Genomic DNA, 14,568 nt, shown 5'->3' on the forward strand with positions numbered 1-14,568 from the left:
GCATGCCTGAGAATATATATAAAGATAAGGTGGTCTCCGTTGAAAAAGCCCTGGAGTGCATCCGGTCGGGGGATAACATCGTTACCGCCGTTGCGGCGGGGGAGGCCCGGGAATTTTTCACGAATCTCCATACCATTGCCGACCGGGTGAAGGGTGTCAGAGTCTGCACCTGCCTGAACATGGGAAATTACGAATATATCGTGAATCCCGCCTACAAGGAGTCCTTTTTCTCCGACGCATGGTTCTATACTGCCACCTACCGGGCCGCTCACGACAACGGGAACATGTCCTATGTGCCCAACCACCTGCATCTTGCGGTGGACGGAAAGCTGGCTCACAGAAAACCGACGGTTTTCGTGGCCATGGCTTCCATGCCGGATAAGCACGGGTATATGTCCCTCATGAGCAACGCCTATGAAAAACAGCTCATGCGGTACTGCGACAGGGTGATCCTGGAGATTAACCCCAACTGCCCCCGCATTTTCGGCGACAACCAGATCCATGTGAGCGACGCCACCCACCTCATCGAGGTGAACTACGAAGTGCCGGAGCTTCCCGACATCCCGGCCACCGAAACCGACCGTAAGATCGCAGGCTTTATAGCGCCTCTCATCGAGGACGGAAGCTGCCTGCAGCTGGGGATCGGCGGGACTCCCGCAGCCGTGGCGGAGCTGCTCTACGACAAGAACGATCTGGGTGTCCACACCGAGATGTTTACCACCGCCATGGCGCAGCTTGCCAAGGCGGGGGTTATCAACGGCAAGTGCAAGCAGATGGACCGGGAGCTTCACGTGGCCACCTTTGTCCTGGGAACGAAAGAGCTCTATGATTTTGTAAACGACAACCCTTCCGTCCGCGTGATGACGGGAAACACTACCATCAACCCCCGTATCATCCGGTATAACGACAAGCAGATTTCCATCAACGCCGGGCTGGCTGCCGACCTGACGGGACAGATCTGCTCCGAATCCGTGGGTTCCGTTCATTTCTCCGGCACCGGCGGCCAGGCGGACACCGCCCGGGGCGCGGTGCTTTCCAAGGGCGGAAAGTCCTTCATCGCCTTCCACTCCACGGCCATGTCCCGCGACCCGGAGACGGGAGCGAAGGTCCGGATATCCCGGATTACCCCCCAGCTGGCGCCGGGTTCCGCCGTATCTCTCCAGAGAAACGACGTACAGTACGTCGTCACCGAATACGGCATCGTGAATCTCCAGGGAATGAACATCCAGGAGCGCTGCGAGGCCCTCATCGGCATCTCCCACCCGGATTTCCGGGATGGACTGCGGGAAGAAGCCGGAAAGCTGAAACTGATATTTTAAGGAGCTGAAAGCTATGCCCTTTATAATTGCGGACGGAAAGAAGATCTTTTACGAGATTCACGGCGAGCACGGGGATTATATCCTCATGCTCAACGGGCTCATGATGACCACCGGAAGCTGGCTGCCCCTGCTGCCCACTCTGAAGGAGAATTTCCGCGTGATCTGCCTGGATATGCACGACATGGGGCAGAGCGAGAAAATGGACGGCGACTATAAAAGCACCGTGCAGGTGGACGCCGTAAGGTGCCTTGCCGACCATCTGGGCATCCGGAGAATGAACCTCTGCGGCACCTCCTACGGAGGGACCATTGCCCTTCTCTTTGCTCTGAGATATCCCGAGAGAACGGGAAAGGTCATGGTCTTCAACACACTTGCCTATGCCGACGCCTACCTCACCGAGGTGGGACGGCTTTGGCAGAAGGGCGCCCTTTCCTATGACTGCGACACCTATTACGATGAATTCGTGCCTTTCGTTTATTCTCCGGCCTATTTCGAGGCCCACAAAGAGACCATCTATCAGCGAAAGGAGATGATCCGGCCCCTGATTACCAAGGAATACTGCGATTCCATCGTGCGCCTGTCCAAGAGCGTGGAGGGGTACGATATCCGCAGCAGGCTGGGAGAAATTCAGGCTCCCGTTCTGGTGGTGGGCTGTGATCAGGACTATCTGACCCCCATGCCTCAGCAGCGCATGCTGGCCGAGCGCATTCCCAGCGCGAAGTTCGTCCTGATCCCCGGCGCGGGGCACGGCGTCGTCTTCGAGGATTCCTATGCCATCGTCATGCTGATGCTGGGATGGTTCCGGGAAATCAGAGTCATCCCCGTTTTTTAAAGGAGGAAACAGCATGCGTATGGCAGCCATAGCCGGGATCGGCGAAACGAAAATGGGACGTTACCCGGACCGCTCTCTGCGGGACATGATTCTGGAGGCGGGCGGCAGGGCGATCGCCGATTCCGGCATGGATAAAAAAGAGATAGAGGCCGTCTACATGGGGAATTTCAATTCCCAGCGGCTGTGCGGGCAGGGTCATCTGGGCCCCCTGGTTTCGGAGGTCCTGGGTCTGGGGAACATCCCCACCATTCGCACGGAAGGAGCCTGCGCCTCCGGGAGCCTGGCCTTCCGGATGGGACTGCTTGCGGTGATGAGCGGGATTTACGACACGGTCCTGGTGGGCGGCGCGGAAAAGATGACCCATCAGCCCACCGAGCTGGTCACCGAGGCCATCGTGTCCGCCATGGACTATGAGATCGAGGCCATGGAGGGCTTCACCTTCCCGGCGAATTTCGCCATGATGGCCAACCGATATTTCTATGAATACAGAAACGTAAAGCGGGAGATGGCCATGAACGCCGTCAACGCTCACTACAACGCCGCCCGCAACCCCGACGCCCAGATGCCCAAAGAGGTGACCCTGGAGAAAGTGCTGTTTGCCGATCTCATTGCCAGCCCCCTGTCCCTGTTCGACTGCTCGCTGGTCACCGATGGGGCCGCCTTTCTTGTGCTCACCACCTCCGACAAGGCAAGAGCCCTGGGAAAGCACCGCCTGGTGGAAGTGGCGGGCTCCGGCCACGCGGGGGACACGGTGACTTTGTATACCAAGAAATGCATCACCAGCTTCGAAGCCGCGAAAAGCGCCGCGAAACAGGCGTACGATCAGGCGGGGCTGAAGCCTGCCGACATCGACCTTGCCGAAGTGCACGACTGTTTCACCATCACACAGATCATTAACCTGGAGGACCTGGGGTTTGCCGAGCCGGGGCACGGGGCCGATCTGGTCGCCGAGGGCGCTACGGCCCTTCATGGCAGCCGGCCCATCAACACCAGCGGAGGTTTGAAGGCCAAGGGGCACCCCATTGGGGCCACCGGTATCAGCCAGATGTATGAAATCGTCACCCAGCTCCGGGGCGATGCGGGAGCCCGGCAGGTGAAAAAGGCCGATATCGGCCTGACCCACAATCTTGGCGGCACAGCGGCCACCGGTCTGGTCCATATCTTCAGGGGGCAGTGAATATGAAAAATCCCACTATCTATACATACAGCGTTCTCTATTCCTCTTTCGGTCCCTTTGTGAACAAGGTTCCCTATGTCAGCGCGATTCTGGAGCAGGAGGACGGCTCCCGTTTTCCGTCGCTGCTGGAAGGCTTCGCGCCTGAAATGAAGATTCGGGTCGGCCAGGAGGTGTTCCGTCTCGGCAAGAACGAGCAGGGCCTGGAAAGATACTCCTTGCTGGAGCAATAGGCGGAGGAGCCGGGGCGATATTCCCGGCCGCCTCCCATGGGGAATACCCGGTATGATTTTCTCCGGAAGATAGTCCGGTATTCCGGTATTGCGCCGGTATGACGGGTGCCCGGACCGCTGATCCCGGCAATATTAGAAAAGGGGCGTTCTGTATGTCAAAAATCGATTTCAGCGATGCCAAAAGCCGCGACCCTTCCATAAACGGGTATACGTATGATGAACTGCAAGTCGGGGACAAAGCTTACTATACCAAGACGGTTTCCGAATCCGATATCTATACGTTCGCGGGAATTACCGGAGACTTTAACCCCGCTCACACGAATGAGGCATCCCCCCATCCGCTGTTCGGCACGCGCATCTGCCACGGCGCTTTTTCCGCCGGTCTGGTTTCCGCCGCTTTGGGAATGAAGATGCCGGGCCAGGGCTGCCTGTACCTGAGCCAGACCTCTAAATTCGTCAGGGCCGTTAAGTTCGGCGACACCGTTACCGTCAGGCTGGAGGTCACCAAAAAAGACGACGCGAAGAAGCGGGTCATCCTTTCCACGGACTGTTATAACCAGAAGGACGAACTGGTTCTGACGGGAGAAGCGGTTATACTGCCGAAAAAGTGATTTTCTGCAAAGTATGTCGGCGAAAACGCAAACATCAGGAGGGTTCAATATGGCGTATCACTATTGCACGGATGAACAAATTTCCCTGCTGGAAATGGTGAAGGAATTTGCGGACAAGGAAATTCGTCCCAATGTCTCTCAATGGGACGAGAAAGGGGAACTGCCGCTGGACGTGGTAAATGCGGGCCTTGATATGGGCCTGCATTGCATGGACGTTCCGGAAGAGTACGGCGGCTCCGGCCTGAGCGCAAAGACATGCTGCATGATATTCGAGGAACTGAGCAAAGCGGACATCGGTGTCTCCTGCGCCTTCAGCGTCACGGGAACCGGGGTGGACCCTGTCATGCTGTTCGGTTCGGAGGAACAGAAGCGGCTTTATGCGGACCTGGTGTTCCGGGGGCGCGGGCTCGCCTCCTTCTGCCTGACGGAGCCCGGCGCCGGTTCCGATGCCGGCAATGTTCAGACAACAGCCGTAAAAAAAGGCGGCGAGTACGTGCTGAACGGAACCAAGTGCTTCATTACCAACGCCGGTTTTGCCAACGCGTATTTTGTTATCGCCTCCACCGATAAAAGCAAGGGCAACCGCGGCCTGAGCGGCTTTATTGTTCCGAAGGGAACAAAGGGTCTGAGTGTTGGAAAAGAAGAAAACAAATGCGGCTTCCGCACCTCCAATACGGCGGAGGTGATCCTGGAGGATGTTGTCGTCCCGGAGTCCTATCGGGTGGGCCGGGAAGGCGATGGGTTCAGGATAGCGATGGCCACATTGGATCACGGACGACCCAAGATCGGCGCCACGGCGCTGGGGCTCGGCCAGCGCGCGCTGGATGAGGCCGTGAAATATTCCAAAGAGCGGGTCCAGTTCGGGAAACCCATTTCCGACAATCAGGGCCTGCAGTTTATGCTGGCCGATATGGAAATCAAAATGGAAGCGTCCAGATGCCTCGTCTATCACGTGGCGGAATTGATGGACCAGGGCCTTCCCATTACCATGAACGGTTCCATCGCAAAGTGCTTCTCTACGGATTCCGCCATGAGCGTGGTCACGGACGCCGTTCAGGTCCTCGGGGGATACGGCTATATGAAAGAGTATCCGGTGGAAAAGCTCATGAGGGACGCGAAGGTACTGCAGATCGTCGAGGGTACGAATCAGATCCAGCGCGTGGTCATTGCGGGACATTTATTAAAGTAACCGCAAGGAAAAAACCGGAGAAACCGGCGGTGACGTTTTCCGGGTCCGGCGCCGGCATCGATGAGAATACCGGCGTTGTACAGATAAAAGCGGCAGAGAACGAAGCTCCCACAGACAGGCACATGCCTGGGGGAGCTTCGTTCTGCGTCTGCGGCAAAAATCTGCTTTAGGGCAAAAAAGTTCGGCTTCGCCGGAATAAGAATCAAAAAAGCCGCAGAACTGCTGGAATCGAAAAGGGGTCGGGCCCGCGCCCCCACGAGCTTCCGCCCCCCGGCGCGCCCCGGATCTGCCGGCGGCGGGAGAGGGCCTCCGGCATCCGCCTGCGCCCGAGGCGGAAGCCGGAGGCCGGCCCCCGCCGCAAACGTGTCCTCCGGGCGGCGGTTTCCCTGCCTTTTGGCCGCCGTTTCTGGCACCTCCCTGGCCGGAAGAGACTGTGCAAGCCGAGAAAAGGCCGCTGAAAAATACAAATGGTATAAAATAACAAATAGTAATTGGAAATCAAGAGTTCCTCGTAGAAAGAGACGGCACTGCGCGGCGGGACGGAAAGTCCCGCCGCGCAGCCGTTTGAGCCGGATATGTCTTTCGCGTCGGGGATCCCGGCGGGTCTCCCGGCCCGGACATACGGAAAAATCCAGAAATAATATGCCTCCTGCGCTTTCCAAATCAAAAGAAAAATCCATACAATGAAACCGTAAAGAAAAAAGTCCGGCGCCGGCGAAAAGCGGCAGGACGGGGGAAGAGGGAGACAGGACAATGTGGGAAACGGTGCTCCGGTCGGTGGTGACCTATCTGATTCCGCTTCTGGCGGGGTACGCCATTTCCATGTTCGGGCTGGGGCGCAGGGTGCGGAACCTGGAATGCGACGCGGCTTCCGGCGCGGAGGAGAGAAAGAGGGTGCTCAAAAGCCTGCTGGCCTGTCTCTACGGACTCCAGGAGCTTCAGTGCGACGGGCCCGTCACCGATGGGATCCGGGAGCTGGAGGCCTGGCTGTACGAGAGCGCCCACACGCTGAAAAGCGGCGGCTGAAAAAGGGGGAAGGCGGAAACGGGCAAAAAAAGAAAACCGGAGTTTTCCAAGCTCATCGCGGGCTGGCTCATGGCAAACGGCACGGTCTGGATTTATCTCAGCTACGGCCTTGCCTTCCTGGGGCGGGAGGAGATCGCCGAGACGCTGTCCAAGACGGTGGTGACGGAGATCCTGGGCGTCTTCGCGGCATACGCGGTGAAGGCGCTTCTGGAAAACCTCAGCAAAAACAACATCTGGCCGGACAAGCCCGGCGGCGACGCCGACAGGGACTGCTGACGGCGGAAGGAAAACGGTTCGATACAAAAAAAGGAGAGAGGAAACGGCATGGCGGAAAAACTGAAAAGCAGGAAATTCTGGGTTGCGGCGATCTCCATCCTGGTGGGGGTCCTGGGGCTGCTGGGGGCGGAGGAAAGCCTTCTGCAGCTGTTATCCTCCGCGGGGCTCATTCTGGTGCCCGCGGTGGTATACATCGTCACCGAAGGAAAGGTGGATGCGGCGGCGGTCAAAACGGTGGATATGGAGGCCCTTGCCGCGGCGGTGCAGGAGTATATGGAGGCCTCCGGGAAGAGCGGCGGGACCCGGGATACGGCCTCCGGGGAAAAAACCTCCGGGGAAGCGGGCTGAAATGAGTGTAAACGTATATTCTCTGGCCGCCGATAAAGACAGGAAGCTTTCGGAACATTTTTCCCTCCGCGAATTTGCCTGCCGGGACGGCTCCGACGAAGTGAAGGTGGATTCCGATCTTGTGGAGCTTCTGGAAAAGATCCGGAGCCGCTTCGGCGCTCCCGTCACCATCAGCAGCGCCTACAGGACTGCGGCGTATAATAAAAAGGTGGGAGGGGCAGCGCAGTCCCAGCACCTTTACGGCAAGGCGGCGGACATCCGGGTGCAGGGCGCGGCCTTCCGCGGGGTGGCCGCCTGCGCGGAGGATCTGGGAGCAGGAGGTATCGGCCTGTACGAATACGAGGGCGGTTTCACCCATGTGGACGTGAGGCGGGGGAGAGCCCGCTGGCTCCAGATCTCGAAAAGCGGCTCCGCCGTTTCGGTGGACGGTTTTCCATGGCCGGAGACGGAAACCGCGGAAAAAGAAAAAAAGGAGGAGAGAACCGTGGCAAAAAGCAGTCCAAGCGGTTGGGCGGAAGAGGCGGCCGGGTGGGCACAGGAAAAAGGTCTCATCAAGGGTGACGAAACCGGTGACTGCAGATGGCAGGACGCCCTCACCAGGGAACAGCTGGCGGTGATCCTCAGGCGGATTTTTGAAATGCTCTCGTAATTCGTTCATGGAAAGTTCATATAATCTTCATGAAAAAGTGATATTTTCCATCCGAGGTTCTGGTATTCTTATACTTGCAGAGGAAAGATACAGGAACCCTGCAAGCTGTCAGAAACACCCCCCCAACTTACTTTAACAATTCCCATCCATCCCCTCAAAACGCAAGGCGCGCTCCTTTTAGGAGGGCGCCTTGCGCAGCTTTCGCGCTATGCTGCGCTGTTATTCATTTCGGCATGGTATCTCAGCTCGTACCAATAGCCCATAAGGCTGCCGGCAGCACCCGGGATGTCCGTCTTTTTCCCCGAGGACAGCTCGGTGACCTCGACGCCGAAGACAGTTTTTAAGGCGACTGCGTCGGACTCTTGGTAAACCTCGTACCGGTAACCCTTGTTTTCAAAAATCAGGCTGTCCCGGGCTTTGTCCGTGTCCGTGCCGTTTGAATAGGAGTAGATAAAGCTGTCCCGGGAATGATCTTTGTCCGCGGGGTATTCCAGCTCGATGTTGTCTTTCGTGCCGAACCGGTAGACGAGATATCCGCCGTCCTTGGCCTGGCAGATGGAAACGATTTTTCCGCTCTTCTCGGTCCGGAAGGTGATCAGCGGGTTTTCCGCATCCAGGCAAAGATACTTGTCATACGTATGGTTCAGATCCGCAGTGTAGGTACCGGGCAGCTGCACCAGGGCGTAATCCCCGGCCGCGTGGTAAACGTAGAGGCGGATAAAAAGCGACTGGGGCGTCAGATAGAAATCGCTTTCGCTGTCATATCGGAGGGTATACATGAGATCCGTATCGTTCTGGCTCCGGATATCGGAAATCAGGCTCTCCAGTCCCTCGCTGTTGTCGAACTGAACCTGCATGCTCTCCCCCGACAAAGACTGCTTGACTTCCGAAATGAAGTCCTCGTCGATTTCAGTAAAGTCCGTGAGATAGAGCCGCCTGCCGCTTGTAAGGTCGATGGTGACGGCGTAAAAAACGGAGTTGGGATGCGCGCCTCCCTCGATATAGGAGCCCCCCGTGTATTTGACGCTCAGCAGCGCTTCCGTGCTAAGGGTCACCTCATAATCCAGATCCAGATCCAGATGGACCTCGTCTTCGTCGCTTTGCAGGAAGTCCCGCACCTGGCTGTCCAGGATGTCGTTTTTGATCAGCTCGTTGATTGCCGCCTCACCGGCATTTCCGTCCGGGTATTGGATTTGAGGATACCGGACGTGGATGTCGTCCTGATTGAACTCCGCCGTCTCGATCCGGTAGGACAGGGAAGAGGCGTCCCCGGAAGGGGCGGGAGAGGAAACCTCCGTAGGGGCGGGGGAAGCGGTTTCTCCGGAGGGCGCCGCGCTCTGCTGTGTTCCGCTGCCTCCGCAGCCGGAGATAAGAGCGGCCAGAAATGTAGCGCACAGAGCTGCCGCGATTTTTCCGCGGGAGGGGAGTTTGCCGCTGTGTGTTAAATTCAGATGTAATTTCATAGGTAAGTTCCTTTATAACGGATCGATTTCAGTCACAGAAACAGAAAATATGATAAAATCACGAAAAGAGTGCTCAGAAGGGTTCCCAGAAGATAGTACTCGGCGAATTTCTGATCCCTGGAGATCTTATCGAACCTGGCGATGGATTTGGCGGTGAGCACCAGCCCCATGGCGGAGTACTGGTGGACGCTGAGAAGAAGCGCCATGATGATCCGCTCCAGCGTTCCGATCCACGCCCCGGCGTTGGGCACGGTGCCCTCTTCCTCCTGGGCGGGCCGGTAGCGGAACAGCAGGTGCCTGACGGCGGTGTTGGCTGGTTTCCAGACGGCAAGCAGCAGGCAAGCCCAGTTGAGTATGGGTCTCGGGTCCTCCGCCGCCGCAGACAGCAGCGCCCGGATCTGCGGCAAAAGGGAGAGCGTGTGCCCGGAAAACGCGGAGAAAAGGGAAACTGCCGCGACGAACGCGATGTGAAGGCATTGATCCCGGCCGAAAAACGCGCTCTCCGACAGGCCGCCCCGGCGCTGGATGTACCCGCCCATGGCGACGTCGATCCCAAGGTGCCCAAGAGTCAGCGCGGCGGCGAAAAGCATGGCCCAGGCGGAAAAAAAGAGAGAGAGTCCGGCGAAAACAACAATGGCGTAGGAAATACCGCGCCGGGCGGTGTTCCGGAAGGGGAAAGCGTGCTCCGCCATTGCGTCGCCAGGGGAAACATAAAAGTCTCCCAGGAAATGAAGCGCCATGCCGAGGGTGAAGATAAGCTTAAACATCCCCCGCCTCCCCGATTTCGCCCAGCAGCTTCGACACCGCCTCCAGGGCTCTCCGGTAGGTATAGAAGCTGGAGGCGGCCAGCGCCTTCTGCACGTTGGACTGGTGGATCCCCAGGCTGTGGGCGGCCTTCTCCTGGGTCTGGCCGCACTTCAGATACGAGTTGATGATTTCCACGCGCCGCTCCGTCCAGGTTTCCCGGACCACGGTCATGAGGGAAAATACGGCGTTGATGAGCTCCGAAACCTCCTCGTGGCCCTGGATCAGGATTTTCGCGTTGACCTTGGACTCCATTTTTTTCTTTTCCGCGGTCTTCAGAGATTCGATGGCCTCACGGGCGTTATAATAGGCCGGCCCGTCCGCGCCCAGGGGAAGCTCCGGACGGATGTCCGTGACGATCTCCCCGACGCCGATGCCAAACCGCAGCCTCACCGGGTACAGCTCGCGCTCGATGGTGTCCAGGATGTAGACGGCCTTGGAGCCGGTTTTCAGGAGCCCCTGGAATTCGTCTCCCAGGGTGATCATGAATTTGGAGGCCAGCTCAGGTCCGCAGTCGCGGTTGATTTCCTCCAGAACCGCGGACAGCCGCGCCTGCACCGCTCCCCGGTCGGAGAGCTGCTTGGAATGCCGGATATCGCCGATCACCGCCACGTACGGGCGGAAAGGGAAGAAAAGCTGCACGGAGTTCACCTCGCTTCCCCCTCAGTATAGTGTGCGCTTCCGTGGATGTCAATAGAATAAGCGCAATATAGCGCATAATAATAGAAAAAGCGCCATAAAGAGCATAATACTGGAATATGCCCGGTATGGCGCTTAAGGTTCAAGGCGCGGTTTGTACGGTATTGCCTTAATACATGCGGTCTCTTCCCGCCGCGGTTTTCGGAGAGTCCGCGCCCCGGAACCCGGTGCCGGGTTTTTGACCCCTCCTGTTACTGAAATCCCGGTTCCGGCGGGACGGATTTTTTTCTGCGGAGGCCCCGCGGTTAATTTGGACCGTGTCATCCGCGGCGGCGGTCGCAGGGTAGGGATGCTCCGCCACCACGGTGATCTTTTTTCCAGTCAGTTTTTCGATACCGTTCAGATATTTTCTTTCTGCCGCGTCGCAAAAGGAGATTGCCGTGCCGGCAAGGCCGGCCCTGCCGGTCCTTCCGATTCTGTGGACATAGTCCTCCGGCGTTTCGGGAATATCGAAATTGATGACGTGGGACAGCTCTGTGATATCGATCCCCCGCGCCACGATGTCCGTCGCCGCCAGAATGCGGGAAGCGCCGGATTTGAAATCCGCCAGGGCCCGAAGCCTGGCCGTCTGCGATTTGTTGGCGTGGATCACGCCGCATGATTCCCCGGCGGCCTGAAGCGCTGCCGACAGCCGGTTTGCTCCGTGCTTTGTCCGGGTGAACACCAGGGCCGATTCGATCTTTTTATCCTTCAGAAGATGGATCAGCAGTTTTGTTTTGTTTGCTTTGTCCACAAAATACACGTACTGCACGATGCTGTCCACGGTGGAGGAGACGGGCGTAACGGCGATCTTCACCGGATCCTTCAGCATCCGTTTCGTGAGGGCTTCGATTTCCGGCGGCATCGTCGCGGAAAACAGCATGGTCTGCCTTTTTGCGGGCAGCTTTTCGATCACCCGCTCCACATCCCGTAAAAAGCCCATATCCAGCATGCGGTCCGCCTCGTCCAGCACAAAATAGCGGACATCGCCGAGATCCACGTATTTCTGGTTCATCAGGTCCAGAAGCCTTCCAGGCGTTGCCACCAGGACGTCTACGCCGGAGCGCAGCGCCTGCACCTGGGGATTCTGGGAAACGCCGCCGTAAATGACGGTGTGACGGATGCCGGAGAATGCTCCGTAAGCCGAAAAGCTGCTGTCGATCTGGGCGGCAAGCTCCCGGGTGGGAGTGAGGATCAGCGCTTTCAGGGTCCTCCGGCCTTTTTCGGCGGATCTTTCCCGGTACAGTCTCTGAATGATGGGGACTGCAAAGGCCGCGGTTTTTCCCGTGCCGGTCTGGGCGCATCCCAGAAGATCCTGTCCCTCCAGAAGGGGAGGGATCGCCTTTTCCTGAATTTTAGTTGGATTGGAATACCCCTCTGCGGCCAGCGCTTTCAGGATGGGGTCTATGATGTGAAGATCTTTGAATGACATTATGATGTTTTTCTCCCAATTAGTTATATAGTTTGCTCCTCGGAGGCTTCCGTGTCTTTCGGCTTCCTGGGCGGCTTTTTTGCTGCCGGTCTTGTCCGGCGTTTGACCGGCTTCTGGACAGCGGCCGCCGCCTGCCTGTGTTCTTCCGCTTCTGATTCCGCCTTCTGCGCCAGGAGATCCTTTTCTTCCTGCATCTGCCTGACCAGCGTTTTATTTTCCAGGATCAAAAATGTTCCCAGCGCGGACGGATTGACGAATTTTTTTTTCTCATGGGTTTCATCGAACAAAACGGTGATGCAGTGCTCGCTGATATCGGTGATCTGCCCTCTGCCAAAGGTCCTGTGGGTAATAAATTCTCCGCATAAAGTCATATTCTTCTCCTTTTCTGAAAATAGTCGGATTTATGACGCGGGATCCCGTTTTTCCCAAAGCGGATAGATTCTGGACACGGAATAGAAAAGGGCGGACACTCAAAATGAGCATTCCACCCAAAATTTAAGAACTGCCGGTATTGATATATCAATTATTATACTATACTTATATATGATTTATGTCAACATATATTTTCCGCGTCATAGGCGGGCGCAGGCCCCGGTGCCGGAACCGGATGTAACTCGAGGAGTAGAAGCGGATCATTTTTTGCTTTTATCGTTTTTGTCCGAAAGTTCCTTTGAAAACTCGGAGCCGTACCGGAGCAGCCCTCTTTGTTTTGCGCCGTGTGTGCCGGAAACTCCCCTCCGGCGGGAGCGCAAAAACTGAACCGCCGCGTAACACAGAATGAAAAAGGCCAGAATGGCGCACCCCGCCAAAAGTCCCGATCCCTGGCCCGGTACGAAGGGCATGCTGACGATGGCTGCGACCAGAGAAATAAGAACGAAAAGGGAAGTGTAGGGAAAGCCCCAGAGCTGGCACTTTCCGTCCGGGGGGCAGCCGTTCTTCCGCCGGAAGCGGATATGGGTCGCCATGATGACCACATAGGTGAAAAGGATCGCGAAGCCTCCCGAGCTTACCAGAAAGAGATACGCGCTGGGAAAGAGAAGCCCCAGGGCCAGGGCCAGGAGCATGGAAAATCCCGAAAAGAGGATCCCCCGGTAGGGAACGTCCGTTTTGTCAAGGAGAAAGCGCGGCGCCATCCCCTCCTCCACAAGAGAGCGCATCATCCGCCCGATGCCGAACATGGCGGCCAGCATGGTGGAGAGGATCGCGGTGAGAAGTACCAGGTTCATGGCAAATCCGGCCCAGCCTACGCCGTGGCGGCTCAAAGAGGCGACGATGGGACTTACGTCCGCCGAGAGCAGATTCGTGGGGATGAGGGGCAGCAGCACCGCCATGGAAGCGATGTAGAGGCCTACCAGGAGGAGGACCGTCCGACGGATTGCCCGGGGGACCGTCTTTCTCGGTTCGCCCGTTTCGGAGGCGGCAAGCCCGATGACCTCGAAGCCCGCGTAGGTGAACATTACGATGAGCATGCTTCCGGCAAGACCGCCCAGTCCTCCTGCAAAAAAGGTTTCTCCCTGCAGAGCGCCGGTGCCCACGGCGGCGCTCCCCGGCATTAGGCCGAAAATCAAAGCCAAAGCCAAGAGGATGAAAAAGATCACCGCAGCAACCTTGACGGCGGCAAGGCCGGATTCCAGGCTCCCCAGGCGCTTCGCCCCCAGGAGGTTGACCAGGGTGACGGCGGCGATGATACTGCCGCCCAGAAGGGGAACGGAAATTCCCGGAAAGAAGCGGGCGGTCAGGATGGAAGCGGCCGTGGCCTCGCTTGACATGGCCAGCACCATCCCCGTCCAGTAGACCCAGCCCGTGACGAAGCCGGCGCCCGGCCCGAAGGCCCGGGAAGCAAAGGCGCGGAAGGAACCGGAGTCCGGGTCGGCCACCGTCATTTCCGACAGGGCGAATAAAATGAAATAGACCAGCACGCCGCCGAAAACAAAGGCCAGGAGAATGGACGGCCCCGCCGCGTTCACCGCCACGGCCGAACCCAGAAAAAAGGACCCGCCGATCACGGTGCCCAGAGCCATCATGGTCAGCTGCCAAGCGGAAAGCCCCGCCTTGTTTTCCTTCATGAAACCGTCCTCCCGTCCCGGTGGGGAACAATGCACCGCATCGAAAACAATCGATTCTTGTATTATGGTTCCAATCCGGGCATCGGATATGCAATGTAAAAATATGAAGCCGCCGTAACGGCGGCTTTTGCATTTTTCATTTAAGCAGGTAAGTATACATAATAACAAATTGCGCGATCAAAATCCTCCCAAACTCCGCACAAAGTACGTTATCGCAAACCCATTGAGCCCCACAAACCCAAATCTGAAACGTTCCGATTGCGGGATTAAAATCTTTTTAAAACGTCGAACAAAGTAGGTTTTCGCAGACTCATTTAGCCCCACAGGCCAAAACCCGGAGAGCCCCGATCGCGGGCTGAAAAATAGACCTCTTGCTATAGAGTTGCCCGTGCGTTTGAAACTGCTGAAAGTCAATCGGTTGTTAAGAGCGCCTAAAGGAGCACCTCTCCCCGGGAATCCAAAGGGGCC

General features: G+C 57.3%; 16 protein-coding genes. 10 read left to right on the top strand and 6 right to left on the bottom strand.

Annotated elements, in window-relative coordinates:
- Nucleotides 1-2: 2 nt before the first annotated feature.
- The 10 genes from B9A13_RS10945 (at nt 3) to B9A13_RS14635 (ending at nt 7,657) form a co-directional block, all read left to right on the top strand.
- Entirely contained in the window at nt 3-1,319 is a 1,317-nt protein-coding gene (locus B9A13_RS10945; RefSeq protein ID WP_084235205.1) for an acetyl-CoA hydrolase/transferase family protein, read from the top strand.
- A gap of 13 nt (nt 1,320-1,332) precedes the next feature.
- Nucleotides 1,333-2,151, top strand: a complete 819-nt coding sequence (locus tag B9A13_RS10950) for an alpha/beta fold hydrolase (protein WP_084235206.1) — start codon at nt 1,333-1,335, stop codon at nt 2,149-2,151.
- 13 nt (nt 2,152-2,164) lie between these two features.
- Complete coding sequence (locus B9A13_RS10955) at nt 2,165-3,328, top strand: thiolase domain-containing protein (RefSeq protein ID WP_084235207.1); 1,164 nt, start codon at nt 2,165-2,167, stop codon at nt 3,326-3,328.
- Between the two features lie 2 nt (nt 3,329-3,330).
- Entirely contained in the window at nt 3,331-3,558 is a 228-nt protein-coding gene (locus B9A13_RS10960) for a PhlB family protein (protein WP_084235208.1), read from the top strand.
- 152 nt (nt 3,559-3,710) lie between these two features.
- Nucleotides 3,711-4,169 (top strand): MaoC family dehydratase, encoded by a 459-nt coding sequence (locus B9A13_RS10965; protein ID WP_200809715.1) that lies wholly within the window; start codon nt 3,711-3,713, stop codon nt 4,167-4,169.
- 49 nt (nt 4,170-4,218) lie between these two features.
- Nucleotides 4,219-5,358: an acyl-CoA dehydrogenase family protein gene (locus tag B9A13_RS10970; protein WP_084235209.1), complete on the top strand. Its 1,140-nt coding sequence runs from the start codon at nt 4,219-4,221 to the stop codon at nt 5,356-5,358.
- 753 nt (nt 5,359-6,111) lie between these two features.
- The gene (locus B9A13_RS10980) at nt 6,112-6,384 is read left to right on the top strand and encodes a hypothetical protein (RefSeq protein WP_084235211.1); all 273 of its coding nucleotides are present in this window, start codon (nt 6,112-6,114) and stop codon (nt 6,382-6,384) included.
- Between the two features lie 69 nt (nt 6,385-6,453).
- Complete coding sequence (locus B9A13_RS10985) at nt 6,454-6,660, top strand: hypothetical protein (protein WP_084235212.1); 207 nt, start codon at nt 6,454-6,456, stop codon at nt 6,658-6,660.
- A gap of 48 nt (nt 6,661-6,708) precedes the next feature.
- Nucleotides 6,709-7,008, top strand: coding sequence for a hypothetical protein (locus tag B9A13_RS10990; RefSeq protein WP_084235213.1), 300 nt, complete (start codon nt 6,709-6,711; stop codon nt 7,006-7,008).
- A gap of 1 nt (nt 7,009) precedes the next feature.
- Nucleotides 7,010-7,657 carry a YcbK family protein gene (locus B9A13_RS14635; RefSeq protein ID WP_084235214.1) on the top strand — a complete coding sequence of 216 codons (648 nt, stop codon included), beginning with the start codon at nt 7,010-7,012 and terminating at the stop codon, nt 7,655-7,657.
- A 206-nt stretch (nt 7,658-7,863) separates the two neighbouring features.
- Here B9A13_RS14635 and B9A13_RS11000 read toward each other — a convergent pair whose 3' ends face one another.
- From B9A13_RS11000 to B9A13_RS11025, 6 genes are all read right to left on the bottom strand, one after another.
- Entirely contained in the window at nt 7,864-9,120 is a 1,257-nt protein-coding gene (locus B9A13_RS11000) for a PdaC/SigV domain-containing protein (protein ID WP_084235215.1), read from the bottom strand.
- Between the two features lie 32 nt (nt 9,121-9,152).
- A complete protein-coding gene (locus B9A13_RS11005; protein WP_084235216.1) occupies nt 9,153-9,887 on the bottom strand; it encodes a DUF3307 domain-containing protein in 735 nt (244 codons plus the stop codon).
- Nucleotides 9,880-10,575: a SatD family protein gene (locus B9A13_RS11010; RefSeq protein WP_084235217.1), complete on the bottom strand. Its 696-nt coding sequence runs from the start codon at nt 10,573-10,575 to the stop codon at nt 9,880-9,882. The genes B9A13_RS11005 and B9A13_RS11010 overlap by 8 nt, the downstream gene beginning before the upstream one ends.
- A gap of 157 nt (nt 10,576-10,732) precedes the next feature.
- Nucleotides 10,733-12,034 (bottom strand): DEAD/DEAH box helicase, encoded by a 1,302-nt coding sequence (locus B9A13_RS11015; protein ID WP_084235218.1) that lies wholly within the window; start codon nt 12,032-12,034, stop codon nt 10,733-10,735.
- A 23-nt stretch (nt 12,035-12,057) separates the two neighbouring features.
- Complete coding sequence (locus B9A13_RS11020) at nt 12,058-12,405, bottom strand: hypothetical protein (protein ID WP_084235219.1); 348 nt, start codon at nt 12,403-12,405, stop codon at nt 12,058-12,060.
- A gap of 261 nt (nt 12,406-12,666) precedes the next feature.
- Nucleotides 12,667-14,100, bottom strand: a complete 1,434-nt coding sequence (locus B9A13_RS11025; protein ID WP_084235220.1) for an amino acid permease — start codon at nt 14,098-14,100, stop codon at nt 12,667-12,669.
- Nucleotides 14,101-14,568: the final 468 nt, after the last annotated feature.

Origin of the sequence: Papillibacter cinnamivorans DSM 12816 (genome assembly GCF_900176335.1) — a bacterium.
GTDB lineage: Bacteria > Bacillota > Clostridia > Oscillospirales > Oscillospiraceae > Papillibacter > Papillibacter cinnamivorans.

Coding starts and splice junctions, on each gene's coding strand:
- B9A13_RS10970 (WP_084235209.1), top strand. CDS start 4,219: ATGGCGTATCACTATTGCACGGATGAACAAATTTCCCTGCTGGAAATG.
- B9A13_RS10955 (WP_084235207.1), top strand. CDS start 2,165: ATGCGTATGGCAGCCATAGCCGGGATCGGCGAAACGAAAATGGGACGT.
- B9A13_RS10980 (WP_084235211.1), top strand. CDS start 6,112: ATGTGGGAAACGGTGCTCCGGTCGGTGGTGACCTATCTGATTCCGCTT.
- B9A13_RS14635 (WP_084235214.1), top strand. CDS start 7,010: ATGAGTGTAAACGTATATTCTCTGGCCGCCGATAAAGACAGGAAGCTT.
- B9A13_RS10950 (WP_084235206.1), top strand. CDS start 1,333: ATGCCCTTTATAATTGCGGACGGAAAGAAGATCTTTTACGAGATTCAC.
- B9A13_RS10985 (WP_084235212.1), top strand. CDS start 6,454: ATGGCAAACGGCACGGTCTGGATTTATCTCAGCTACGGCCTTGCCTTC.
- B9A13_RS10960 (WP_084235208.1), top strand. CDS start 3,331: ATGAAAAATCCCACTATCTATACATACAGCGTTCTCTATTCCTCTTTC.
- B9A13_RS10990 (WP_084235213.1), top strand. CDS start 6,709: ATGGCGGAAAAACTGAAAAGCAGGAAATTCTGGGTTGCGGCGATCTCC.
- B9A13_RS11025 (WP_084235220.1), bottom strand. CDS start 14,100: ATGAAGGAAAACAAGGCGGGGCTTTCCGCTTGGCAGCTGACCATGATG.
- B9A13_RS11015 (WP_084235218.1), bottom strand. CDS start 12,034: ATGTCATTCAAAGATCTTCACATCATAGACCCCATCCTGAAAGCGCTG.
- B9A13_RS10965 (WP_200809715.1), top strand. CDS start 3,711: ATGTCAAAAATCGATTTCAGCGATGCCAAAAGCCGCGACCCTTCCATA.
- B9A13_RS11020 (WP_084235219.1), bottom strand. CDS start 12,405: ATGACTTTATGCGGAGAATTTATTACCCACAGGACCTTTGGCAGAGGG.
- B9A13_RS11005 (WP_084235216.1), bottom strand. CDS start 9,887: ATGTTTAAGCTTATCTTCACCCTCGGCATGGCGCTTCATTTCCTGGGA.
- B9A13_RS11000 (WP_084235215.1), bottom strand. CDS start 9,120: ATGAAATTACATCTGAATTTAACACACAGCGGCAAACTCCCCTCCCGC.
- B9A13_RS10945 (WP_084235205.1), top strand. CDS start 3: ATGCCTGAGAATATATATAAAGATAAGGTGGTCTCCGTTGAAAAAGCC.